This window comes from Lachnobacterium bovis DSM 14045 (assembly GCF_900107245.1).
In the GTDB taxonomy this organism is placed as follows: Bacteria; Bacillota; Clostridia; order Lachnospirales; family Lachnospiraceae; genus Roseburia; species Roseburia bovis.
Map to the genome: position 1 here is coordinate 134,183 of NZ_FNPG01000005.1, position 26,251 is coordinate 160,433.

The 26,251-nt window shown below is 31.5% G+C and carries 21 protein-coding genes; all 21 read right to left on the bottom strand.

Going from position 1 to position 26,251, the window contains the following annotated elements; translation table 11 throughout:
• Positions 1-100 precede the first annotated feature (100 nt).
• Entirely contained in the window at positions 101-829 is a 729-nt protein-coding gene (gene rpsB / locus BLV79_RS01850) for a 30S ribosomal protein S2 (protein ID WP_074715684.1), read from the bottom strand.
• 343 nt (positions 830-1,172) lie between these two features.
• Positions 1,173-2,798, bottom strand: coding sequence for a chaperonin GroEL (gene groL / locus BLV79_RS01855; protein WP_074715686.1), 1,626 nt, complete (start codon positions 2,796-2,798; stop codon positions 1,173-1,175).
• 38 nt (positions 2,799-2,836) lie between these two features.
• Positions 2,837-3,124: a co-chaperone GroES gene (locus tag BLV79_RS01860; protein ID WP_074715688.1), complete on the bottom strand. Its 288-nt coding sequence runs from the start codon at positions 3,122-3,124 to the stop codon at positions 2,837-2,839.
• A 245-nt stretch (positions 3,125-3,369) separates the two neighbouring features.
• On the bottom strand, positions 3,370-4,164 hold the full coding sequence (locus BLV79_RS01865) for a Cof-type HAD-IIB family hydrolase (protein ID WP_074715766.1): 795 nt from the start codon (positions 4,162-4,164) through the stop codon (positions 3,370-3,372).
• A 134-nt stretch (positions 4,165-4,298) separates the two neighbouring features.
• Positions 4,299-4,607, bottom strand: a complete 309-nt coding sequence (locus BLV79_RS01870) for an ArsR/SmtB family transcription factor (RefSeq protein ID WP_242871410.1) — start codon at positions 4,605-4,607, stop codon at positions 4,299-4,301.
• Positions 4,608-4,619: 12 nt separating this feature from the next.
• Positions 4,620-6,323, bottom strand: coding sequence for a carbohydrate-binding domain-containing protein (locus tag BLV79_RS01875; protein WP_074715692.1), 1,704 nt, complete (start codon positions 6,321-6,323; stop codon positions 4,620-4,622).
• A gap of 10 nt (positions 6,324-6,333) precedes the next feature.
• Complete coding sequence (locus tag BLV79_RS01880) at positions 6,334-7,176, bottom strand: MYG1 family protein (RefSeq protein ID WP_242871411.1); 843 nt, start codon at positions 7,174-7,176, stop codon at positions 6,334-6,336.
• A 132-nt stretch (positions 7,177-7,308) separates the two neighbouring features.
• Positions 7,309-9,567 carry an FtsX-like permease family protein gene (locus BLV79_RS01885; RefSeq protein WP_074715695.1) on the bottom strand — a complete coding sequence of 753 codons (2,259 nt, stop codon included), beginning with the start codon at positions 9,565-9,567 and terminating at the stop codon, positions 7,309-7,311.
• A 10-nt stretch (positions 9,568-9,577) separates the two neighbouring features.
• Positions 9,578-10,276, bottom strand: coding sequence for an ABC transporter ATP-binding protein (locus BLV79_RS01890; RefSeq protein ID WP_074715697.1), 699 nt, complete (start codon positions 10,274-10,276; stop codon positions 9,578-9,580).
• Positions 10,277-10,450: 174 nt separating this feature from the next.
• The gene (locus BLV79_RS01895; RefSeq protein WP_074715699.1) at positions 10,451-11,935 is read right to left on the bottom strand and encodes a glutamate synthase subunit beta; all 1,485 of its coding nucleotides are present in this window, start codon (positions 11,933-11,935) and stop codon (positions 10,451-10,453) included.
• Between the two features lie 14 nt (positions 11,936-11,949).
• Positions 11,950-16,503 carry a glutamate synthase large subunit gene (gene gltB / locus BLV79_RS01900; protein WP_074715700.1) on the bottom strand — a complete coding sequence of 1,518 codons (4,554 nt, stop codon included), beginning with the start codon at positions 16,501-16,503 and terminating at the stop codon, positions 11,950-11,952.
• Between the two features lie 526 nt (positions 16,504-17,029).
• A complete protein-coding gene (locus BLV79_RS01905) occupies positions 17,030-17,584 on the bottom strand; it encodes a hemerythrin domain-containing protein (protein WP_074715702.1) in 555 nt (184 codons plus the stop codon).
• Between the two features lie 60 nt (positions 17,585-17,644).
• Positions 17,645-18,253, bottom strand: coding sequence for a hypothetical protein (locus BLV79_RS01910; protein WP_074715704.1), 609 nt, complete (start codon positions 18,251-18,253; stop codon positions 17,645-17,647).
• A gap of 3 nt (positions 18,254-18,256) precedes the next feature.
• Positions 18,257-18,448, bottom strand: a complete 192-nt coding sequence (locus BLV79_RS01915) for a DUF1858 domain-containing protein (protein ID WP_074715706.1) — start codon at positions 18,446-18,448, stop codon at positions 18,257-18,259.
• 219 nt (positions 18,449-18,667) lie between these two features.
• A complete protein-coding gene (gene gltA, locus BLV79_RS01920) occupies positions 18,668-20,053 on the bottom strand; it encodes an NADPH-dependent glutamate synthase (protein ID WP_074715708.1) in 1,386 nt (461 codons plus the stop codon).
• Complete coding sequence (locus BLV79_RS01925; protein WP_074715710.1) at positions 20,053-20,943, bottom strand: sulfide/dihydroorotate dehydrogenase-like FAD/NAD-binding protein; 891 nt, start codon at positions 20,941-20,943, stop codon at positions 20,053-20,055. Before BLV79_RS01925 ends, gltA begins: the two co-directional genes overlap by 1 nt.
• A gap of 117 nt (positions 20,944-21,060) precedes the next feature.
• Positions 21,061-21,864: an ABC transporter ATP-binding protein gene (locus BLV79_RS01930; protein WP_074715712.1), complete on the bottom strand. Its 804-nt coding sequence runs from the start codon at positions 21,862-21,864 to the stop codon at positions 21,061-21,063.
• Position 21,865: 1 nt separating this feature from the next.
• The gene (locus BLV79_RS01935; RefSeq protein WP_074715714.1) at positions 21,866-22,810 is read right to left on the bottom strand and encodes an ABC transporter permease; all 945 of its coding nucleotides are present in this window, start codon (positions 22,808-22,810) and stop codon (positions 21,866-21,868) included.
• A gap of 34 nt (positions 22,811-22,844) precedes the next feature.
• Complete coding sequence (locus BLV79_RS01940) at positions 22,845-23,870, bottom strand: ABC transporter substrate-binding protein (RefSeq protein ID WP_074715716.1); 1,026 nt, start codon at positions 23,868-23,870, stop codon at positions 22,845-22,847.
• Positions 23,871-24,000: 130 nt separating this feature from the next.
• Complete coding sequence (locus BLV79_RS01945) at positions 24,001-24,945, bottom strand: TIGR03943 family putative permease subunit (RefSeq protein WP_074715718.1); 945 nt, start codon at positions 24,943-24,945, stop codon at positions 24,001-24,003.
• Between the two features lie 98 nt (positions 24,946-25,043).
• Complete coding sequence (locus BLV79_RS01950; protein WP_074715719.1) at positions 25,044-26,186, bottom strand: CobW family GTP-binding protein; 1,143 nt, start codon at positions 26,184-26,186, stop codon at positions 25,044-25,046.
• Between the last annotated feature and the right edge of the window lie 65 nt (positions 26,187-26,251).

Below are 26,251 nucleotides of genomic sequence, written 5' to 3' on the forward strand. Positions count from 1 at the left end.
AAAAACTCTTATGATGTAATGCAGTCATAAAGACTGCATTACACACCTATATGAGTTTCTTAAAATACTTTTTCCTCTTCTGTTAAAAGGATAGAGCAAATTAAGCTTCTGCTTCTTCAGCATCAACTTCTGAGTTTACTTCTTCTACACCCTGTTTTGCTTCAATAACAGCATCAGCCATTTTAGAAACAATTAATTTAACTGCTCTGATAGCATCATCGTTACCTGGGATAACGTAATCTAATTCTTCTGGATCACAGTTAGTATCAGCGATACCAATTAAAGTAATTCCTAATGATTGAGCTTCTTTAACACAGATTCTTTCTTTCTTAGGATCTACAACAAAGATAGCATCTGGAATTCTCTTCATTTCTTTGATTCCGCCAAGGTTTTTCTCTAATTTTTCCCATTCTTTTTTAAGTTCAACAACTTCTTTTTTAGGAAGAACATCAAATGTTCCATCTTCAGACATTGTTTCAATCTGTTTTAATCTAGCAATACGACTCTGGATAGTTTTAAAGTTAGTTAACATTCCACCTAACCATCTTTCGTTTACGAAATACATTCCGCAACGCTCTGCTTCAGATTTAATAGCATCCTGAGCCTGTTTCTTTGTACCTACGAAAAGAACTGTTCCACCCTGTGCAACGATGTCAGAAAGAGCATCATATGCTTCATCAACTTTTCCTACAGATTTCTGTAAGTCGATGATATAGATACCATTACGTTCTGTATAGATGTATGGAGCCATTTTAGGGTTCCATCTTCTTGTCTGATGTCCAAAATGAACACCTGCTTCTAATAATTGTTTCATTGAAATAACACTCATTTTAATACCTCCATGGTTTAATTCTTCCGGTCAACTCGCTCGACAAAGCTACCCAATGGGCACCAGTTTTATCGTCATTAACCGTGTTTTCTCGTTATTTTTTTATGTAATTTTACAAAGATGAGTAACTTGTAAAATAAACATACCTAGTAGAGTATAACATAAAAAATATAAAATAAGCAATATATTTTTTATAAAATATTTTGTTAAAATTACATAAAACTGTATTAAAAAAGTAACCGAATGGCATGTCTCAACATGTACATGCCTATCGATTACTTTTATTAATCATACTATTTATTATACAGTCTTTTTAATTTTGTTATAATGATATAACATTAAATTACATCATTCCGCCCATTCCTGGATTAGCTGCTGGCATAGCTGGAGTTTCTTCTTTAATATTAGCAACAGCTGATTCTGTTGTTAATAATGTTGAAGCAACTGATGTAGCATTCTGTAATGCACTTCTTGTAACCTTAACTGGATCAAGAATACCCGAACTTACCATGTTAACATATTCTTCTGTTGCTGCATTAAACCCAACTCCAACTTCAGATTCTTTTACTTTATTAATAATAACAGCACCTTCTAATCCTGCGTTAGCTGCAATATAGAACAATGGAGCCTCTAATGCTTTTAAGATTACTCTTGCTCCTGTCTTCTCATCACCTTCAAGTGTTTCAACTAACTTCTGAACCTCTTTAGATGCATGAATATAAGCAGAACCACCACCTGAAATAATTCCTTCTTCAACTGCTGCTCTCGTTGCATTTAAAGCATCTTCTAATCTTAACTTAGCTTCTTTCATTTCTGTTTCTGTTGCTGCACCAACTCTAATAACAGCTACTCCACCTGCCATTTTAGCAAGTCTTTCCTGTAATTTTTCTTTATCAAATTCTGAAGTAGTCTCTTCAATCTGGTTACGAATCTGGTTTACTCTTGCTTTAATTGCATCTTTTGAGCCTGCGCCATCAACAATAACTGTTGTTTCTTTTTGAACTTTAACAGATTTAGCTTTACCTAACTGCTCTAATGTTACATCAGCTAATTCTAATCCTAAATCAGAACTGATAACCTGTCCACCTGTTAAAATAGCAATATCTTCAAGCATTGCTTTTCTTCTATCACCATAACCTGGAGCTTTAACAGCTACTACATTGAATGTACCACGTAATTTATTAACAATTAATGTTGTAAGTGCTTCACCTTCAACATCTTCAGCAATAATTAATAATTTAGAGCCCGATTTAACAATTTGCTCTAACAATGGTAAAATTTCTTGGATATTAGAAATCTTCTTATCAGTAATTAAAATATATGGATCGTCTAATGTTGCTTCCATCTTATCCATATCTGTGCACATATATGCTGATAAATAGCCTCTATCGAACTGCATACCTTCTACTAAGTCTAATTCAGTTTTCATTGTCTTAGACTCTTCAATTGTGATAACACCATCATTTGTTACTTTTTCCATTGCATCAGCAACTAAATTACCAACTTCTTCATCTCCAGCAGAAATTGCAGCAACTTTAGCAATCTGGTCTTTGCCATTAACCTTTTGACTCATCTCTTTTAATGCTTCAACTGCTTTATCTGTAGCTTTTTTCATACCACGACGAAGAACAATTGGATTAGCACCTGCTTCAAGGTTTTTCATTCCTTCTTGAACCATAGCTTGTGTTAAAACAGTAGCTGTTGTTGTACCATCACCAGCCACATCATTTGTTCTCGTTGCTACTTCTTTAACAAGTTGAGCACCCATGTTTTCATAAGCATCTTCTAATTCAATTTCTTTTGCAATAGTAACACCATCATTTGTGATTAAAGGTGCACCATATGCTTTATCCAATACTACATTTCTACCTTTTGGTCCTAATGTTACACGAACTGTATTTGCTAATTTATCTACACCTGCTCCTAAAGCAGCACGAGCCTGTGATCCATATTTAATATCTTTTGCCATTATAAAATACCTCTTTTCTAATAAATAATTTTTAACTATTAATCCTCAACAATTGCTAAAATATCATTTTGTCTAACAACAATATACTCTTGACCGTCCAATTTAACTTCAGAACCTGCATATCTAGAATATATAACTTTCTGTCCTACTTCCACATGCATTTTTACTTCTTTTCCATCAATCACTCCACCTGGACCTACTGCTACAATCTCAGCTTCTTGTGGTTTTTCCTGTGCTGAACTTGTAAGAATAATTCCTGACTTTGTTGTTTCTTCTGCCTCAAGTTGTTTTAAGACAACTCTATCTGCTAATGGTACTAATTTCATTTATATGCCTCCTCTTAAATATCATTCTCAAATTATATTATCTTTTTGTTTTATTAGCACTCATCACTATCGAGTGCTAATTGATAACTAAATAATAAATTTTTATAGTGCTAATTGCAATCCTATAAAACTATGTGTTTTGCGCATATTTGTCCATTTTTCTTTATTTTTCTCTTTTTTTCTCACTTTTTCTCACTTTTTCTTCTTAAAGAAAATAATGCTTTTTAAATATAATTATGGAAAAACTATATTAATTCAAAATGCTTCATCGCATTAAATATTCCATCTTCCCAAAGACTAGTTGTAACATAATCAGCAACCTCTCTTGCCGGTTGTGTGCAATTTCCCATAGCAATTCCAGTATTAACAAACTCTAACATTTCAACATCATTAATACTATCTCCAACCGCAAATGTGTCACAATTATCTATATTCAAAAGTTCACATACCTTTTTTATTCCTGTTGCTTTTGAAGTATTTTTAGGCACAAATTCTATAACATCACCTTCATGTATTAAAAAATCAAAGTCATCTCCTAATTTTTCTTCAACAACATTCATATCTGTATCTTTAGTTATATCACCTGAAAACTTATTTATAACGATTTTGCCTTCATATTCTTCAAGTGGTAATGCTTTATCTTTTAGAACTTTTTTTAGTTTTATTGTGTACGGATCACCTGAAAACTTTTCAACATCAAGCCAATGATAAACAGGTCCTTCCAAAACGACAGGAATGTGTTGTTCTTTCGTAACATCCAAAGACTTTTTTACTAGTTCATCTGACAAAATATTCTCATAAAGTATTTTTCCATTCATTTCAATGTGATTACCACATGCAGCAATAATACCATCAAAACCTATATTTAATAATTTTTCATCAATAATGTTACCTTTTGCTCTTCCACTACATATAAAAGTTTTGTGGCCGTTTTTTTTTAGTAGCTTAATTGTTTTAATTGTACTATCTGGAATATTATGGTTCTCATCCCAAATTGTTCCATCTATATCAAAAAAAATTATTTTTGGATTTGTTGACATTTCTTCTTCCTTCCAATTTTTATTTATAACACAAATGTAATTATTACATATATAATTTTTATGTGTTCTATTTTTTACATGTCCTAACTTCTGATAAATTCTATTATCTGAATAATTCCAAGCTAGCACATGCACTATTCTCTCACATGTTCTAAGCCCTGTCCAATTATAGAATACACATGACCATCTGCTAATGAGTATATGATTTGTTTTCCTTCTCTTCTTGCTTTTACCAGTTTACCCTGTTTTAAAATCTTTAACTGATGTGAAACAGTGGACTGTGACATGCTTATAATATTTGCTATTTCACTTACACACATTTCTTCTTTAGATAAACAAAATAAAATTTTTATTCTTGTACCTTCACCAAATGTTTTAAATAATTCTGCCAAATCATCTACTATATGATTATCTGGCATATCAAGTTGCTTTTCGTTCTCCATAAAATCCTCCATCTAATCCTTATCCTGCCCTTCACCAACAGTCAAAGAACATTCAATAACTTTATCCAAATAACAAAGTTTCATTTTATCCTGAATTTTATTAGAGGCAAACACAATTTTTTGGGTTCCTACTGGTAATTTACCCTTACAAATTTTTTGGCCACTTGGCGAAACGACCTCATAATCTGTTTCAGTTTTAATCTCTTCTGGCAACTCAATTACAGAAAAATTTGTCTCATTTTCTTTATTCCAAATTTGATTATTAACATTTTTTAAAAAAGCAATAAAGCTTCCACCTTCAACAACGAGACCTCCATCTGTTTGTACATTTTTAAAAATCGAGTTTTCTGATTCTTTTGTAGATTCAAGCCTAACATCGCTATTTTTCATAATTACAGCTTTTTGAGTTACAAATGTAGTATTATTTGTTTTAATATTAATTTTACTATTTTCTAATCTAATATCATCTTCATCAGATTGGCTTGACATTGCATTATTTGTACAATTAATTGTTAGTTCTTTGTCATTTAACACAATAACATCCGCATTCAATGCGTTTTTAGCATTTTCTATAACAATATTGTTCTTTACAGTTTTTAAATCACTTTTACTTATAATAGCATCATTAGATGTATTTATTTTCAAAGAGTTCTCTGTCAAAGCAATATCACTCTTTGCATAAATTGAATTTCCATATGTGTTAAATTTTAAATCACTTTTTTCAAAAGATATTCCTTTTTCAGAATACAAACCTGACCAGTAATTCTTATTAACACGAGAGCTCTTATACTTATTAAGCACATCCTGATTGTTACCTTGATATACTTCTTCAAATACTTTTTTCACTAAAATGCCAGTTTTTACATCAATTCTAGCATTTGAACTATTAATATATCCTCCAGACAAAACACCACTATTACCTGAAGTAATATTGTACATACCTCCGTTAATATCTATATTTTTATTTGAAATAATAGCATTATCAGTTGAAACAATAGTAATATTTGCATTGTCAAAAAGCAAATCACCCTTTGATACAATTGAACATCCATTATATGAATTTATAAACAAATCTCCAATTCCATTTATCTCAAATGGGACTTCTGATGCAATAACTGTTCTATCAGTATTACATTTCATTATCTCTTCAACTGTTTCTTTATTCGATTTTGATGTTTTTTTATCTTGCTCATCAGTTTTATCATTACTAGTTTTCGTTACAGATGCTTTCTCGCTTCCTTGTTGAGCTAACTCATTCTTTTTATAAAAAACATCAATCTCTGATTTTTCTTTTTGAGCTTGAGATTGAAGTTTTTCGTTTACATTTTTATTATTGCCTAATGTCAAAGAATTTATAGTATTTTTTTTCACATTAAGTGTTACTCTATGTGCACTTTTTAGCTGTATTAAACTTTCTTTTTTTGCTAAAAGACTAACATTATCAAAATTAATAACTACGTTTCCGCTTTTTACATCAACTATAATATGTCCTTCAGATAATTTTCCTGAAAAACTATATATTCCTGCGCGATTAATAATTATATTTGACTTTTTTGTATATACACCTTCGCCACGGATACTCACTTTATCATCTGATAATGTTATCTTAGCATTACCACTATGATTTTCATTAACTATCAATGCAAAAGTACAAGTTGCAATCACAAGCAACATGATAGAAAAAACTATAACGACTATTTTCTTTTTAACGTTCATTATTCCTCCACTACGACTCAAGTGCCATTTTTGCAATTTCTCTAGCACCCTCTATTGTTTCAGTAGCACATAAAAAACCTGAAGTATGACAAAATCTAAAGCCTTTTACATTTGTTATTTCTTCTAGTTCTTCTTGCGTTTTTCCTCTCCATTTCTCTGGTAATGCCTTTTTCAAAACATCCTTGTCTTCATCTGAAGGAACGCATTGTATATTGAATCCGCCTCTATTTGATTTGTAAATAACGTATTTTATTTGAGTATCCTTTACAGCAGCTTTCCAAGGAACATCTTGCTTCAACTCAAATATTTCTATATCATCTGGTAATTTTTCTAACTCTGCTTTTACAATTTTACATGCTTTCGCATTTGATTCAATTTTTGAAAATCTTCTTTTTAAAATGCCTTTAGCGAATTCAACTGCTTCAAAAAAAGCTTCATCTGTTTCTTTCTCTTCATCCCATTTTGGATTAAAGTCAGAAATAGCAAAAGCCAAATCATTATCGCAGCCTGTATTATCTGATAAATCTAGAGCCTGAATAAACTTTTCGTCAAATTTCAAAACATTTTCTTCATCCATTATTAATGTACCAAATTTTTCCCAGAGTAATCCAAACGCTGCATAAGGAACTCCATTCTCTCTATATCTTTTATCTTTTTGATGATGATCAAACTCACCACATCCTATATCATATATTATTCCATCTAAATCAGATGTAACATTAAAAATTCTATGAACCTCAATCTCTGGTTGTAAAATTTGTAAAAATGCTGTTGCAAAAACATCATCTGAATGAAAACTTCCTGCATGGGTATACGCATTTTTAACATTAAATATATCTTTTTTATCTATCATATTCATACTCATCGACTTTTTGTCTTCCCTTCCATAATTAATTAGGTGCACGAAATCAATCATGCACCTATATCTTTACACATATTTAATTAGTATACCATACGAAGCAAAAAAACGAAAGATTAATAATACTTATTCTACATTTTTAAGTGCTAATCCTAGTGGTATACGTTTAATATTTCTATATACTATTTGTTCAACAACAAAATAAGCACCCATTCCAAGCAATATAACTTGTAAGTAAACCCCAAACGGAACATTCAAAGGCAACCAACCCGACATCATTTTTCTCATCATCGGTTTATAAATCAATACAAATGTATAGTACGTAATAGGCAAGCTAATCACAATGCTAAAGAACACCACTAGCCTTGTTGTAGATAAATATAACTTTTTTTGTTCTTTTGCAGTATAACCCAAAATCTTTATCATAGAGATCGAATTTGCATTTTTTTCAATTGTTAATTTAGTTAATAAAAATATTATCAGCATAAATGTAACTATGGAAAATACATCAACCGCTACATACATTCCACCTAAAGATGTTTTAAGTTGTCTTGTAATCTTTGTTAATTCCGATTTAGTAACTGTTAATAATACGTTCTTTTCATCAATATCTTCTATTTTTTTATTTGAAAAATATCCAGTAAAATCAGTTTTTTTCACTCCAAATTTATTACAAAAAGTGGATTCATTTAAAATAACAATTTCATTTGCCGGATATTTAAAAATTCTTCCAACGACAAATTTATACTTTTTCTTATTATATTTTTCTTTTAATGTAAAAGTATCATTTTTGTTCAAATCGTATTTTTCTGCAAAAGAATCACTTATTATTACCTCACCTTTTTTAGGTTTCAACTTAAAATACTTTGATTCCTTATCTATTCCCATTACAGAAATATCTTCCTGTTTAAACTCAGAATTAGGTATATTAGATAAACTTTTTTGATAAAACTTTTCAGCACCTTTTGTTTTAGTTTCCTGTGGTTTAACTAAATACACTTGATATTTTGCTATCATGTTATCTATTGTTTCTTTTTCGAAATTATTTAACAAAGGCACTAATGCTAAACCAAAAAACAACAAGACATTCGCCAAAAAAATGCCTATAAATAGTAAAAAATAATTAGGCATATTCTGTAAAAATACTCTAATTTTAAACTTTGTCATAAAGTTCAATTTGTTTAATCTAATAACTCTTTTACTTTTATTCTTCGTTAAATTTCTTCTTATAAAGTCAATTGGTGATGTATTTAATCTTCTCTTTAAAACTGTATAATTTATCACTAGCATCAATAACAATGGAATAATCGTTGTTTTTACAAAAGCTGTCAAATTAAAAAATGGAACAAATGTTGGCAAGCTATAACTGCCATAATATAAATTAGCACAAATATCTACAAAAAATGTATAACCGATAATATTACCAACCAACGCTGAAATCAACGTTATTAGCATTGGCGAGCAAATATAGTGACGAATAATTTCATCTTTTTTATATCCAGATGCTCTTAATGTACCAATTACATTTGCTTCTTTAATCACTGTACTATCCGCTGTAACTGCAAAAATAAAAGCAATTATTACAATCAAAATGTAAAACAAGGTATCAATCATTACTCCATCTCTTTCAAAATCTTCACCTGTAAATTTTATTGCTTTATTTAAATATCTAGGCGTAAACTCCTCTAGCTGTCCTTTAAAATACAATTTCTTTGCCAAATTATCAGATATCTTTTTTTCTTTTGAATCACCTTTTGGCTCTTTATTATATTTGAAGGCATACTTATATATTTCTCTTGATTTCATTTTGCTGTATGTACTTTCATTGGTAATTGCAACACCAAATTTGTTTACATCAAACATCATATCTGAATTGTTTTTAAACAACGCACTATAATCAGAAATTGCGACAAGCCCAGTTATATAATATTCTTTTCCGCTCATCTTTATTGCATCCCCAATTTTATAATTGTTGAGTTTTGCAAACATTCTATCAATAACAATTTCCCTCTCTTTTTTTGGAAAGGAACCTTTCATCAAGCACTCTCTATTTACCTTATTTCTTTTTTTATAAAAACGAATCTCACAATCTTTTTTATTATCTACTTTTAAATCCTTATAAAACAATTTATACACTTTAATTTTGTTTTCTTTTTCAATTTCTTTAATAGTTGACATATTCAACTTATTTAAAAACGTAAAATTACCATTTTCAATATTGTATTTATCAAAACTACCCTTATAGCTTCTTTTTAAGCTATCATCTGCCACCATATATCCGGATATAAAACCGATTGATATCACCATAAAAAGGAAAATCGCAATATATTTTCCAAGTTCATTTTTTATATTTCTAGTTATTCTCTTATTTAAAGGATTTTTCATCTTAATACTCCTACCATTCCAATTCGTCCGCAGTCACTTTGTTACTATTTAAATAATTCTTTCTAATTTCTCCATCTTTTAATTTAATTATACGATCAGCCATATTTTTTATTGCATCGTTATGAGTTACCATAATGATTGTTGTATTATACTTTTTATTAACATCTTCTAACAATTTAAGTATAGCCTTTGATGTTTTATAATCTAGTGCACCTGTTGGTTCATCGCATAACAAAATATCTGGATTCTTTATTATAGCTCTACCAATTGCAGTTCTTTGCTGTTGTCCACCTGATAGCTGATTCGGAACTTTGTTTTGATGATTTGTTAACCCCAAAACATCTATTAATTCATTAATTTCTAATGGATTTTCACCTAGATACTCCCCAACCTCAATATTTTCTTTCAACGTTAGATTTGGTATCAAATTATACATTTGAAAAACATATCCTAGATGTTTTCTTCGATAAATAGTCAACTCTTTTTCTGTCATATTTTTTGTCATATCTCCATTAATTGAAATTAATCCACTATCCGCAGAATCAATTCCCCCTATAATGTTTAATAATGTCGATTTTCCAGATCCTGAAGGTCCTAACAGAACACAAACTTCTCCTTTTTCAATCGAAAAAGAAATATTTTTTAAAACCTCTAATTTATTGTCACCTTTCCCATAAGTTTTACATAAATCATTTATTTCTAATAACATAACCAATCCTCCTATATTTTTCTTTAATTAGTTTACACTAACATTTGTTCAAAGTAAAGAAAAAACTTAGAAATACATATAAATACATGTATTCTAAGTTTCATCCTAAAAAATAATATAACGTTGATTATTATTTAATATATCAAATTTTACATTTTTTAATCTATAAATATATTATAGATATGAATATCCCATAAGGCTTTTATCTACTTCTTTTGCTACTTCTCGACCTTCTCTAATAGCCCAAACTACTAAAGACTGACCTCTTCTGTTATCACCAGCAACATAAAGATTAGGTACTTTTGTCTCATAGGAACCCTCTTTTGTAGCTACATTTCCACGTTCTGTTGTAGAAACTTTGAAATTCTTAACTACATAATCTTCTGTTCCAACGAAACCTGCAGCAATTAAAACTAAATCAGCTGGAATTTTCTTTTCAGAGCCATCAACTGTAACCATCTTAAATCGCCCTGTCTTTTCATCCATTTCACGTTTCAATTTAACCAAAGTTACTGCAGTCAAATTACCTTTTTTATCCTTGTGAAATTCTTTTACAGTAGACTCATATACTCGTGGATCATGTCCAAATACAGCAATTGCTTCTTCCTGGCCGTAGTCTGTTTTTAAGACTTTTGGCCATTCTGGCCAAGGATTATTAGCTGCACGTTCAACTGGAGGTGCTGGCATCATTTCAACTTGTACAACTGATTTAGCACCCTGTCTGATTGCAGTACCAACACAGTCATTTCCTGTATCACCGCCACCGATAACAACAACGTTTTTATCTTTGGCACTTACATAATTTCCATCTGCAAAATTTGAATCTAATAAACTTTTTGTATTTCTTGATAAGTAATCAACCGCAAAATAGATTCCTTTTGCTTCTCTACCAGGAGCTGTAATATCTCTAGCTTTTTTAGCTCCACAACACATGATTACTCTATCATATGATTTTAATAAATCTTTGATATTAACATCAACACCAACATTAACACCTGTTTTAAATTCAACGCCTTCTTCTTTCATTACATTGATTTTACGATCAATAACCTGTTTTTCCAACTTCATGTTAGGAATTCCGTACATTAAAAGACCGCCTAATCTGTCATCTCTTTCGAAAACTGTAACATTGTGTCCACGTTGATTTAATTGGTCAGCTGCAGCAAGTCCAGAAGGACCTGAACCTATTACTGCAACTTTCTTTCCACTTCTTACTTTTGGAGGTTTTGCACAAGCATATCCTTCTTCATAAGCAGTTTCAATAATTCCATGCTCATTATCTCTTACTGTTACAGACTCACCCCAGTGACCACATGTACATGCTTTTTCACAAAGAGCTGGACAAACTCTAGATGTAAACTCTGGAAAATTGTTTGTCTTTTTTAATCTATTATATGCCTGTAACCAATTACCTGTATATACAAGATCGTTAAACTCTGGTACAAGGTTATTTAAAGGACATCCTGATGTCATTCCTCCAATTGTCATACCTGATTGGCAAAATGGAACACCACATGCCATACATCTTGCACCTTGCTTTCTTTGTTCTTCTTTAGAGAGAAAAGTATGAAACTCGTTAAAATTTTTAATTCTTTCTTTTGGTGCAATCTCTCCTGCACACTCTCTTTCGTATTCTAAAAATCCTGTAGCTTTGCCCATTTTCTTTTCCCTCCTTAACCTTTGATACTTGCATAAAATGCTTCAATTTGTGCTTGCTGTGGATTCAATCCTTTTTCTTCCATTTTTACAATGGCTGTTTGCATCTTATGGTAATCATAAGGTACAACTTTCTTGAATTTAGGCAAATATTCTCTAAAATTATCTAAGATTTTCTTACCTTTCTTTGAATTTGTAAGTGTAACATGTTCTTCTATCATCTGTTTTAATTCGATAACATCGTATTTATTTGTTACTTCTTCAGTAAATACCATAGATTTATTTGTTCTAATATACAAATCATTATCTTCATCTAAAACATAAACAATACCACCTGACATACCAGCAGCAAAATTCTTTCCAGTTTTACCTAAAACTGCAACTCTACCACCTGTCATGTATTCACATCCGTGATCACCAACGCCTTCAACAACAGCTGTTGCACCTGAGTTTCTAACTGCGAAACGTTCTCCGGCAACACCACTGATGAATGCTTTACCACTTGTTGCACCATAAAGTGCTACGTTACCAATGATAATGTTTTCATCTGCTTCAAATTTGCTTCCAGCTGGTGGATAAACTACTAATTTTCCACCTGATAAACCTTTACCAAAGTAATCATTTGAATCACCAATCAATTCAAGTGTTAATCCCTTAGGAATAAATGCACCAAAACTTTGTCCACCTGAGCCATTACATTTGATTACATATGAATCATCTTCTAATGTATCATCATATAATTTTGTAATATGTGAACCGAAGATAGTTCCAAGAGATCTATCTGTATTTGTAACTTCAATAGATAATTCTCTCTTTTGCTTATTCTTTAATGCATCCTCTAATTGTTTTAAAATAACAGTCTTATCTTTTCTCTTTTCTAATTCAAAATCATAAACATGTTTTGGATCAAAGACAACTGTTTCTCCTGGTTTTCCATAAGGATTGTTTAAGATATTACTTAAATCAATTAATTTAGCATTTTCTGATAAGTCATCTCGAACTTTAAGTAAATCACCTCTACCTACAAGCTCATCAACAGTTCTACAACCTAATTTAGCCATATATTCACGTAACTCTTCAGCCATGAATCTCATAAAGTTTTCAACATACTCAGGTTTTCCTGCAAAACGTTTTCTTAATTCAGGATTTTGAGTTGCAATACCTGCTGGACAAGTATCTAAGTTACAAACTCTCATCATTACACAACCTAATGAAACTAATGGTGCTGTTGCAAAACCAAATTCTTCAGCTCCTAAACAAGCTGCTACTGCAACATCTTTACCACTCATTAACTTACCATCTGTTTCGATTCTGACTTTATTACGTAATCCGTTCATAATAAGTGTCTGATGTGCTTCTGCTAATCCAAGCTCCCATGGAAGACCTGCATTGTGAATAGAACTACTTGGAGCAGCTCCTGTACCACCATCATAACCTGAAATTAATACTACCTGTGCACCAGCCTTTGCTACACCAGCTGCGATTGTACCAACACCAGCTTCTGATACTAATTTAACAGAAATTCTTGCATCTTCATTTGCATTCTTTAAATCAAAGATTAATTGCTCTAAATCTTCAATAGAATAAATATCATGATGTGGTGGTGGTGAAATAAGTGCTACACCAGGAGTTGATAGTCTAGTTTTAGCAATCCAAGGATATACTTTTTTACCTGGAAGATGTCCACCTTCACCTGGTTTTGCTCCCTGTGCCATCTTAATCTGAATTTCTTTAGCAGATGTAAGATATCTACTTGTAACACCGAAACGACCTGATGCTACCTGCTTAATTGCAGAACAACGATTCTTTCCATCTTTGCCGATTGTTAATCTATCTTTATCTTCTCCACCTTCACCACTGTTAGATTTACCATGTAATCTATTCATAGCGATAGCTAATGTTTCATGTGCTTCTTTTGAAATTGAACCATATGACATAGCACCTGTTTTAAATCTTGTAACGATACTATCTACACTTTCAACTTCTTTAAGAGGTACACCCTTGCTTGGATAATTAAAGTCCATTAATCCTCTTAAGTTAGTATGTGCACCTTCTTTGTTTACTAAATTGGTGTACTCTTTGAATAATTTATAATCACCCTTCCATGTTGCCTGTTGAAGCATGTGAATTGTAGCAGGGTTATACAAATGTGAGTCAGCTCCACTTCTCATTTTATGACGACCCATTGAATCTAATGTCAAATCTGTACCTAATCCCAATGGATCATATGCCTCTGAATGAAGTTCGTTTACTACGTTTTCGATATCTTTAATCTTGATACCCCCTACACGACTAACAGTTCCTGTGAAGTATTTATCAATAACGCTCTTATCGATTCCGATAGCTTCAAAAATCTTAGAACCCATGTAAGATTGGATTGTTGAAATACCCATTTTAGCAGCAATTTTTACAATACCTGTTACTATTGCATTATTGTAATCATGTACAGCTGCATAATAGTCTTTGTCTAACATGTTTTCTTCAACTAACTGTTTTACTGTATCCTGTGCAAGATATGGGTTAATAGCTGTTGCACCATATCCTAATAATGTAGCAAAGTGATGTACTTCTCTTGGCTCACCTGATTCAAGAATCATAGAAAGTGAAGTTCTCTTCTTTGTATTTACTAAATACTGCTGAAGAGCTGATACAGCTAATAATGATGGAATTGCAACATGATTTTCATCCACGCCTCTATCAGATAAGATAATAATGTTAGCTCCGTCTTTAAATGCTCTATCTGCTTCTACAAATAATCTTTCTACAGCTTTTTCTAAGCTTGTATTTTTATAGTAAATGATTGGAATAGTTTCTACTTTGAAACCTTCAATCTTCATTGTTCTAAGTTTCATCAAATCTGTATTTGTTAAAATTGGATTTTCAATTTTAATAACTCTACAGTTTTCTGGTTTCTGCTGTAAAATATTGCCAGCTTCACCTACATATACAGATGTTGATGTAACTATTTTTTCTCTAATCGAATCAATAGGTGGGTTTGTTACCTGCGCAAATAATTGTTTAAAGTAGTTAAACAATGGTTCTCTATTGCCTGATAATGCTGCAAGCGGAGTATCTGTACCCATTGCTGCAGTTCCTTCGCCTCCGTTTTTAGCCATTGGTAAAATAGCTTCCTTAAGAGATTCATAAGTATAACCAAATGCTTTTTGCATTCTTTGTCTTTCTTCTTTTTCATAAGTTTTAACACGTTCATTTGGAATCTTAATATCTTTAAGATTATATAAATTTCTATCTAACCATTCACCATATGGTTTAGCATTAGCATATTTTTCTTTTAGTTCATCATCTGTAATGATTCTTCCTTGAACAGTATCGACTAAAAGCATTTTTCCTGGTTTTAATCTATCTTTTAATACAACTTTTGTTGAATCAACTGGTAAAACACCAACTTCAGATGAAAGGATTAAATAATCATCATCTGTAATATAATAACGTGATGGTCTTAATCCGTTTCTATCCAAAACAGCACCCATAATATCACCATCTGTAAATAAGATTGACGCTGGTCCATCCCATGGCTCCATCATTGTTGCATAATACTGATAGAAATCTTTCTTTTTCTGAGACATTAATCTATCATTTGCCCATGGTTCTGGAATCATAATCATAACAGCAAGAGGTAATTCCATTCCACTCATTACTAAGAATTCTAATGTATTATCTAACATAGCAGAATCAGATCCTTCGCGATTAACAACTGGAAGAACCTTCTGGAATTCACCTTTTAATAAGTCTGTTTCCATTGTTTCTTCACGCGCAGACATCTTATCAGCGTTACCTTTAATTGTGTTAATCTCACCATTATGAACTATGAATTTATTTGGATGAGCTCTTTCCCAACTTGGATTAGTATTAGTAGAGAAACGAGAATGTACAGTTGCAATAGCTGATTCATAATCAACATCCTGTAAATCTTTGAAGAACTCTCTTAATTGTTCTACTAAAAACATACCTTTATATACGATAGTTCTACTTGATAAAGAAGCTACATATGTATCATCATTTGATTGTTCAAAAACTCTTCTTGCGATGTATAACTTTCTATCAAAATCTATTCCCTTTTCAACATTGCTTGGTTTTTTTACAAAAGCTTGTGTAATATGAGGCATGCAATCATATGCTTTTTTACCAATTTTATTTGAATCAATAGGAACTTCACGCCATCCCAAGAATTCCATTCCTTCTTTTTCAATAATAACCTCAAACATCTTTTTAGCCTGAATTCTCTTGAATTCATTCTGTGGGAAAAAGAACATACCTACACCGTATTCTCTTTCATTTCCAATTTCGATGCCTAATTCTTTAGTTACTTTTGAGAAAAACTTATGTGAAATCTGTAGTAATATTCCTACACCATCTCCTGTTTTTCCGTCAGCATCTTTACCTGCTCTATGTTTTAAGTTTTCAACGATTTTAAGTGCGTTGGTAACAGTACCATGTGTCTTGATACCTTTAATGTTAACTACAGCACCAATACCACAGTTATCATGTTCAAAACTTGGATCGTACAAACCTTCCGCTACTCTATTACTTTCACTTAAATGTTCATTCATAGCTTTATCCTCTCTTTTAGTGCATTTGATTCTCGTTGTATTTATCATTGAACCTATTCGTACAATAATATTTTACTACGTTAAATTCATGAATTTTTCTTTTATAATAATACAACGTTTTTGCAGTTCTGTAAATAGCCTTTTTGATCCATATTGTCAGATTATTTGACAGCTTTTATTTTGCCTCTATATTGTGTCTTAATTGTATATTATTTTCTCGTTTTTTTGTTTGCACGCACACAATTTTCAAGGAAGTTTTTGAAAGTTTTTTTTTATTTTCACAAAAAAACAGACACTATAAAAAAGTTGTGCCTGTTTTTCATACAATAATGTTATATCTAGGAAGAGTATTTCTTTGTTTTTTTGTTATGTTATGTGATCTTATAATTTTATTTTATAACTATCATCTATAATTGTTATAAAAAATTTGTATACAATAAATTGTTAGTTCTGGTTTTTCTTTTTTATCTATATTAAGTATTATATTCTACAATAAATCCTTTATTAAATCTATAATTCCATCACCTTATAAGATTTTTTCTGATACACCTTTTAGCCAACTTAAATATCTCTCTTGAACCTTATTCTTAGATGCTTCTTTTTCAAAAATCTCTGTTTCTTTATTAACTAATTCCTTATCCTCTTCAGAGAACGACCTTTCAGCAAATGTATATACAACTGCGTTTTCCTTATCTATATGTCTCTTTAATAAATCGGCATAACCAGTTGCATGACAAATTAATTGAATCTTAACTTCTGATGACTTATCTGTCTCATACAAATCAATCGCTTCTAACAACTTAGTCATATGATAACGTCCTAAATCATGTTCAACTAACATCCCATTTTTTATTAACTTACTAGCAACAGGCCCTAACTTTTCCATTACTCTAAAAAGGATTTTCTCTTCTTTTCCATGGTGTTGCTTATCAGAATAGTTTTTACCAAACTCAACACATTGTTTTAATAATTCTATATTCAGTTCTTCTCCCTCTAGTAATCGCACTGACAACTTTTTAAGAACTTCCGTAAACTGTATAATATTCTCATGTTCTTTTATCAACAATTCAATACCGTACATATTGTTACTCCTTATTGTTTTATTATTGTTTTCATTATTTTTTATTATTCTTTTGTTGTATTATTTTTTTCTTATCTCATATTGATTTTCATCAACTTCCGCAAATGTCAATTCTGTTTGACTAATCAATCCATTTATCAAAGATTTCTTTATTTTATTATAATATGTTATATTCCCTAAGATATTTACCCAATAAATACCATGAATATCAACAACTTGTTGCCATGAAACTAAATTTTCTGATTCATAAATTACTTCATTCACTCTATCGCATGGCATTCCACTTAAAAGATTATCTTCTAAAAATTTATAAACAGATTTAGCATCTGAAAGTTCAACTGCCCTTTTTTCCCCAAAAGAATATGCTGCTTTTTCTAAGAATTCAATATTCTTAGAATTTTCCATTGTTAAATATGTGACAGCAAAAGCTAATCTGTTTTCTACTAGCGAAACTCTATCTTGTAACCAGCCATGAATATTATTTAAATCACATATTTCTTCTAAATCACCTTTTTCAAGTTCTCCGTATCTTCTTGTAAGCATTGCCTTAATCTCATCACCTGCAACATTTTCATTTACTGCAGCATCTATCAGAGCATTAACCAATTCATCCTGCAACTTTATTTTATTATACAACCACGTATGTATTGGTCCTAAAAATGCACTCATATTCTAAAATCCTTTCTCATTTAGTTTACTTAAAACTTCTTCAACATCTAATCCATGTACAGCACATGCATCTTCAATTGACTCCATCTGCGCAGATGGGCATCCCAAGCAATGCATACCACAACTTATAAGCACATCTGCAAGCGCTGGATTTGTTGCTAATATTTCACCTAAATACATATCTTTTGTAATCATTTATTTAGTATCCTCATCTTTCTTTTAATAATTATTGCGTGTTCTTGTTTATGGCATAACTATATCATAGTTTTAATAACAAGTATGTTGTATATACAACGTTCTGTACTTTCCTTAACTTAAATAATAAAAAAGCCAAAAACAGCTTTAAGCATTATGCTTATAAACTATTTTTGGCTTTATACTTTAAATATATACTTTAAATATATATTTTAAATACTAGTTTTTAGATTTAATAAATTCATCGATACCTTTTGCAGCATTTTTTCCAGCGCCCATTGCTAAAATAACAGTTGCTGCACCTGTAACTGCATCTCCACCTGCGAATACACCTTCTTTAGATGTTTGACCCGTTTCTTCTGAAGCAATAATACACTTTCTTCTATTAACATCTAAACCATAAGTTGTAGAAGAAATCAATGGGTTAGGTGATGTTCCAAGTGACATAATTACAGTATCACATTCAATTTCATATTCTGAACCTGGAATTTCAACTGGACGTCTACGACCTGATTCATCAGGTTCTCCAAGTTCCATTTTAATAATCTTAATTCCTTTAACCCAACCGTTTTCATCAACAATAATTTCTGTTGGATTCTGAAGTAAATCAAAAATTATACCTTCTTCTTTTGCATGATGTACTTCTTCTGCACGAGCAGGAAGTTCTGCTTCACTACGTCTATATACAATATGAGTCTCAGCACCTAATCTAAGAGCAGTTCTAGCAGCATCCATTGCAACATTACCACCACCTACAACAACAACTTTTTTGCCTCGTGCTATAGGTGTCTCATATCCATCTTTAAATGCTTTCATAAGGTTGTTTCTTGTTAAAAATTCGTTAGCAGAAAATACTCCATTTGCCTGTTCTCCAGCAATTCCCATAAATCTTGGAAGTCCTGCACCAGAACCAATAAATACAGCCTCGAATCCTTCTTCTAATAACTCATCTACTGTATCTGCTTTTCCAATAACAACGTTTGTTTCAATTTTAACACCGAGCGATTTAACATTTTCAATTTCCGCTTGAACAACCTTATCCTTTGGTAAACGGAATTCTGGAATACCATAACTTAGTACTCCTCCTGGCTGGTGAAGTGCTTCAAAAATAGTAACTTCATAACCTAATCTAGCTAAATCTCCTGCACATGTTAATCCTGCTGGACCTGCACCAACAACAGCAACTTTATGACCATTTGTTTTCTCTGCTTTTTTAGGTCTAATACCGTTTTCTCTTGCCCAATCTGCTACAAATCTCTCTAATTTACCAATTGAAACTGCTTCACCTTTAATGCCTCTTACACACTGTCCCTCACATTGTGATTCCTGTGGACATACACGACCACATACAGCTGGAAGTGCAGATGATTCAGAAATAATCTGATATGCTTCTTCAAATTTATTTTCTTTTACTTTAGAAATAAAACCTGGAATATTTATATTAACTGGACAACCTTGAATACATCTTGCATTCTTACAATTTAAACATCTTGTACTCTCATTGTATGCTTCTTCTTCATTATAGCCATAACAAACTTCTTCAAAATTTGTTGCTCTTACTTTTGGATCTTGCTCTCTTACTGGAATTTTTTTCATCATATCCATTACTTGTCACCTCCACAATGTCCACATCCACCATGATGTGTATCTCCTTCTTCAAGTGCAAGTTTGGCTCTACCTTCAGCTGTCTTATACTGTTGTTGTCTCTTCATTGCCTGATCAAAGTCTACTAAATGACCATCAAATTCAGGTCCGTCAACACATGCAAACTTAACCTCATCTCCAACTACCAAACGACATGCACCACACATTCCTGTACCATCAACCATAATTGGATTCATTGAAACAATTGTTGGTATTTCTAATTTTTTAGTAAGGATACATACAAATTTCATCATAATCATTGGTCCAATAGCAACACAAACATCATAATGTTTTCCTTCATCTACCAATGCTTTTAATTGATCTGTTCCCATTCCAGCGAAACCATAAGATCCATCATCAGTTGTTACATAAACATTCTTAGCTACTGACTTCATTTCATCAATATAGAATAATAAATCTTTAGTTCTAGATCCCATAATTACATCAACATCTACTCCATGCTCATGTAACCATTTAACCTGTGGATAGACAGGTGCTGTTCCTAGTCCACCTGCAATAAATACTATATTTTTCTTTTTTGTTTCTTCTAGATTTTTTTCTTGGCATAACTCAGATGCACATCCTAAAGGACCAACAAAATCCTCTAATGCATCTCCCTCGTTAAGACTCATCATACGACTTGTTCCAGCTCCAATTGTTTGAACTACAATTGTTACTGTTCCCTTTTCCCTATCATAATCACAAATTGTAAGAGGTATGCGCTCTCCTATCTCATCTGTTTTTGCAATAATGAATTGTCCTGGAAGACAATGCTTTGCAACTCTTGGTGCTAAAATATCCATTAAAATGATATTTTCAGCTAAAGTTTGTTTTCTAACTATTTGATACATTTTCTCCTCCAATTTCTTAGTGTAGTATCGGTAGCCCTACGGCATACTTATATTTATTATACCTTAAATTTATTAAGATTTCAGCTAAAATATTGTGTAAAAACATACAAAAAGTGTTTATTTAGACAGCAGAATTCTATCATTATCTAAATCCTGACCAGCATTTTTTGCAAATTCATTAAGTAAGTCATTTACTGTCATATTTTCTCTTTTTTTGCCTTCTATATCTAACACAATACTTCCATGATGCATCATAAGTGTTCTGTTCCCAAGCTTAAGTGCCTGATTCATATTATGAGTAACCATTAAACAAGTAATATTTCTTTCCTTAATAATTCTTTTTGTCAACTCAATAACATTTTCAGCAGTCGCTGGATCAAGAGCAGCTGTATGTTCATCTAAGAGTAAAATCTTTGGAGTAACCATCGTCGCCATAAGTAGCGTTAATGCCTGTCTTTGTCCACCTGATAAAAGACCAACAGGTTGTTTCATTCTATCTTCTAAACCCATATTTAATAAAGATAAATGTTCTCTAAAACGTCTCTTATCCTTAGCTGATATTCTATTAAACAATGTATGATTTGATGTAGATGCTCTAAGATAAGCAAGTGCCATATTTTCCTCTATTGTCATATTAGGAGCAGTTCCCTTTAAAGGATCCTGAAAAAGATGTCCAATATCTTTGCTTCTTAAATAATCTTTTTTAAATGTAATATCTTCTCCTCCTAGAATAATATGACCTTTATCTACATAAAAATTTCCGGTTATAGCATTAAACAATGTCGACTTTCCAGCGCCATTACTTCCAACTATTGTAGCAAAATCTCCTGTTTTTAACTCTAAATTTAGATTAACTAATGCTTTTTTTTCATTTATTGTACCAGGATTAAAAGTCTTTGATGCATTTATAATTTTTAACATATTACATATCCTCCTGGTCTTCTATACTTTCGATTTCTTTATTAGAATTTCTTCTATTAATCCAAAAACGTGTTTTATTCTTCATATACGGAATAATAATTGCTATTGCAACAATACTTGCTGAAATCAACTTAAGAAAATCAGCTGGAATATTTAATCTAAGTGCTAAAGCAATAACAATTCTGTATAAGCAACTTCCCAAAATAACGCCTACAATTCGTGTTCTGATACTTCTCTTTGAGAATAAAGTTTCACCGATAATCAAAGAAGCCAAACCTATTGTAACCATACCTGTACCAACATCAATATTTGCAGATTTCTGATACTGTGCAAGAATACCACCTGATAAAGCAGTCAAAGCATTAGCTACACATAATCCAACAGTAATTGTAAAAGCAGGATTAATACTAGACGCTCTTACCATATGAACATTATCACCAGTTGCTCTAATAGACAATCCAAGTTTTGTTTTTAAAAAAATTGCTAAAAACAATCCAATAATTACAACTATTGAAACGATAATTATTAATTTGGAATATTCCATTGGTAATTTATCTTTTGCTTTTGTAAAAACAGTATCGCATCCAAACACATTTACGTTTGCTACAAATCCCATAACTGCCATATTTATTGTATATAAACCAGTATTAACAATTATTCCTGCAAGAATTGACTCCACTCCTAGTTTTGTCTGTAAAATTGCTGTTACAAAGCCCGAACACACACCTGCAAGCATAGCTGCAAATAATCCAAGGACAGGATGCCCTCCAACTGTTACGATTGCCGAAACAGCACATCCGAGTGTAAAACAACCATCCGTAGACAAATCTGCTATATTCAAAATTGAGAATGACAAGAACAAAGCCAATGCTACTAGTGCATATATAAAGCCCTGTTCAAGAGCTCCTAAAAAAATTAATTTACTAAAAATTACTGTGCCACCCATTTTCTTATTAATATTTCCTTCCTAAGAATTCTTTTTAATCAAATTCTTTCTTTGTTTTTGTCTCAACAACATTATTGCATAAATCCTTAAATTTTGAATAATCTATATTTATTTTTTGAGCAGTTTCTGTATTAATTGTTGCAATTCCACTAGTTACAAACTGAACTGGCATATCTGCTGGCTTTTTATTATGAACCAAAATATCAACTGCCATATCTGCTGTTTTTGTGCCTAAGGTTTTATAATTTACACCATAACCACAAAATGCTCCATTAAGTGCAAATGAATCTGCACCTGCATAATGTGGAATTTTAGCTTTTTGGAATTTCTCGTATATAGATATTTCAGCAACCTGTACTGTATTATCTGTTGGCGTAAATACAGCATCTACTTTATTTTCTATTAATGAATCCGCACATAATGCGATTTCATCTGTAGTTGTTCCTGTTTTCTCTACGACTTCAATATTATTCTTTTTACATAATTCTTTCATTTCTTTAATTGCTTTTGTCGAAGAATCTTCACTCTTATTATATAATAATCCTAATTTTTTTACTTCAGAACCTTCTTTAATCAACTTAAATAATGCCTTTGTATCAAGCGCATCTGATGTACCTGTTATATTTCCAGATGGTTTTTCTATAGATTTAACTAATTTTGATGAAACAGGATCTGATACAGCCGAAAAAACAATTGGAATATCTTTATCTTCTGTTGCATTCTGGCAAATCATCGCTGCAGGTGTTGCTATAGGAATAATAACATCTACTTCATTATTTACTAACTCTGTAGCAATCTGATTCAAATTAGAAGCATCCGCCTGTCCATTATGTTTATATTTTTTATATTCAAAAACTACATTATTCTCTTTTCCTTTTGCATCTAATTCCTTTTCAATAGCTGATTCAATCTGATTTAACGATGCATCGTCAACATATTGAACTATTCCCACTTTATATACCTTTTTCCCAGAATTATTGTCTTTTTGACCACAAGCGCACAAACTTGCCAACAACGTTGCTGTTAATAAAATACTTGTAATTATTTTTCTTTTTTTCATACTTTCCTCCTATAAAAAGAACGCCCTAGACGGTAGCTAGAGCGTTCCTTAAACTACTCGATAATATAATACTTTAAACTTATAAAGTATTTTTGTCAATACTATCAAGCCTTTTTATTGTTGTTACATTTTATGAGAAATACACTAAATCATCTTCTGGTTTTTCAGCTGGTTTAATTTCGATTGGATAAAGGACAGGACCTCTTCCCTTATATGCTCTATCAAATTCAACCTTAACCTGCGCTGTTAAATCTATCCATGATTTATCAGGTATTTCATCTTCTTTTTGATATTTACACTTAAGACCAATAAATGTTATATCTTCAACACAACAAGTCATTACAAATCTTCCTGGAACAAAAATACCCTTTTTTAACTTAGGTGGATTTGCAACTAAAGCTCTAAATTTAACCTTCTTATTATTATATTTTTTATAATTTTCCATTACGTCCATATACCAAATTGCATAATTTTCATCAGCAATTTCAATAATGTCTTGATTTAAATCAAATGGTAACTCTTCCGGTGTATCATCGAGAGAACCATCTTCTCTTTCGTATACTATTTGAGCTTTTTTGTTAAATGCCTTAATATTCATTCTAAATTGACGCTTATCAACTGTTTCATCACATCTATTAAATATTACAACATCTGAACAAAGTAATTGTTCTTGCATCATAACCCTCATATTCTGCATATACATCATGAATGTAGTTGCATCAACTGTAGATAATGTTTGAACAATAACCCATTGTGAAGGCAATTCTACCTCTAAAATATGACTAAGTGGCCATGTTCCATTATACTCTATGAAAACCTGTTCTGGTTTATATTTATCTGACAATTCTTTAAGCTTTTCTTTAGTAAAATCGTCTTCTGATTCAATCTCAACAATGTCAAAGTTAACTTTTTTTAGTTTTTCAACATCGTACTCTATATCTCCATCTTCACACATAATGATAAGACCCTTAGTTCCATCTGTGAAGTCATTTTCAAATAAAGTCTCATTTATCAAACTAGTCTTACCGCTATCCATAAAACCTGTAAATAAATATACTGGAATACTTTCTTGCATAAATTATCCTCTCTATTCACTATTACTAAAAAATCCATATAGCAATTCACTATCATTTATTGCTATATTTTACATAAATGTATATATTATTAGTATTTTTATTTTAAACCAAATAATTCTTCTAATTCATCTTCATGAATATCAGTACCAATTACACATAATCTTCCTGTATAATCTGGTTGACCATCTCTTAATTCATAGTCACCTGGAACCATATCGAAATAAATCCATTTTCCATCTGTTCCTTCAACCATACCTTTTGCTCTTAAAATATTATCAGAATCCACAAATTTCTTTAATACTTCTTCAATCTTTGATCTTTCAAACTTATGAGGTGTTTCTTTGCCCCAACTTGTAAATACATCATCTGCATGATGATGGCCATGCTCATGATGACAACACTCATGTCCTTCGTGATCATGATGATGTTCGTGGTCATGCTCATGATGGCAGCACTCATGTCCTTCGTGATCATGATGATGTTCGTGATCATGGTCATGATGGCAACACTCGTGTCCTTCGTGATCATGATAATGTTCGTGGTCATGGTCATGATGACAACACTCGTGTCCTTCGTGATCATGATGATGCTCGTGGTCATGTTCACTTGCTTTGTGTTCAGCTAATAATTTCATTTGAAGATTCTCCTGACCCTCAATTACTTTCAAAATCTGCTCACTTGTTATATCATCCCATGCAGTTGTAATAACTGCTGCTTTTGGATTTAAATTCTGAATCTGTGTAGTACAGAATTCTAACTGTTCATCATTAGCATTCTGAGTTCTACTTAAAATAACTGTTGTAGCATATTCAATCTGATTATTAAAGAACTCACCAAATGCCTTCATTTGCTTACTAGCTTTTAATGCGTTTACAACTGTAACTAAACCATTTAATTTAACATCGTGAGTTTTCTCCATATCAATAACAGACTTCATAACATCTGATAATTTACCTACCCCAGAAGGCTCAATGATAATTCTGTCAGGATTATATTTTGTTATAACTTCGTCTAAGCTTTTTGCAAAATCCCCAACTAATGTACAACAAATACATCCTGAATTCATTTCAGTAATCTGAATTCCAGAATCTTTTAAAAAACCGCCATCTATACCTACTTCACCATATTCATTCTCTATTAAAACAATCTTTTGTCCTTTTAATACTCCTGAAAGCATTTTTCTAATAAAAGTTGTTTTTCCTGCTCCAAGGAAACCAGAAATAATATCAATCTTTGTCATCGTATCGCTCCTTTATATAAAAATATTATCATATTAGTTAGTCAAAAATAACTCACTTCTGTAGT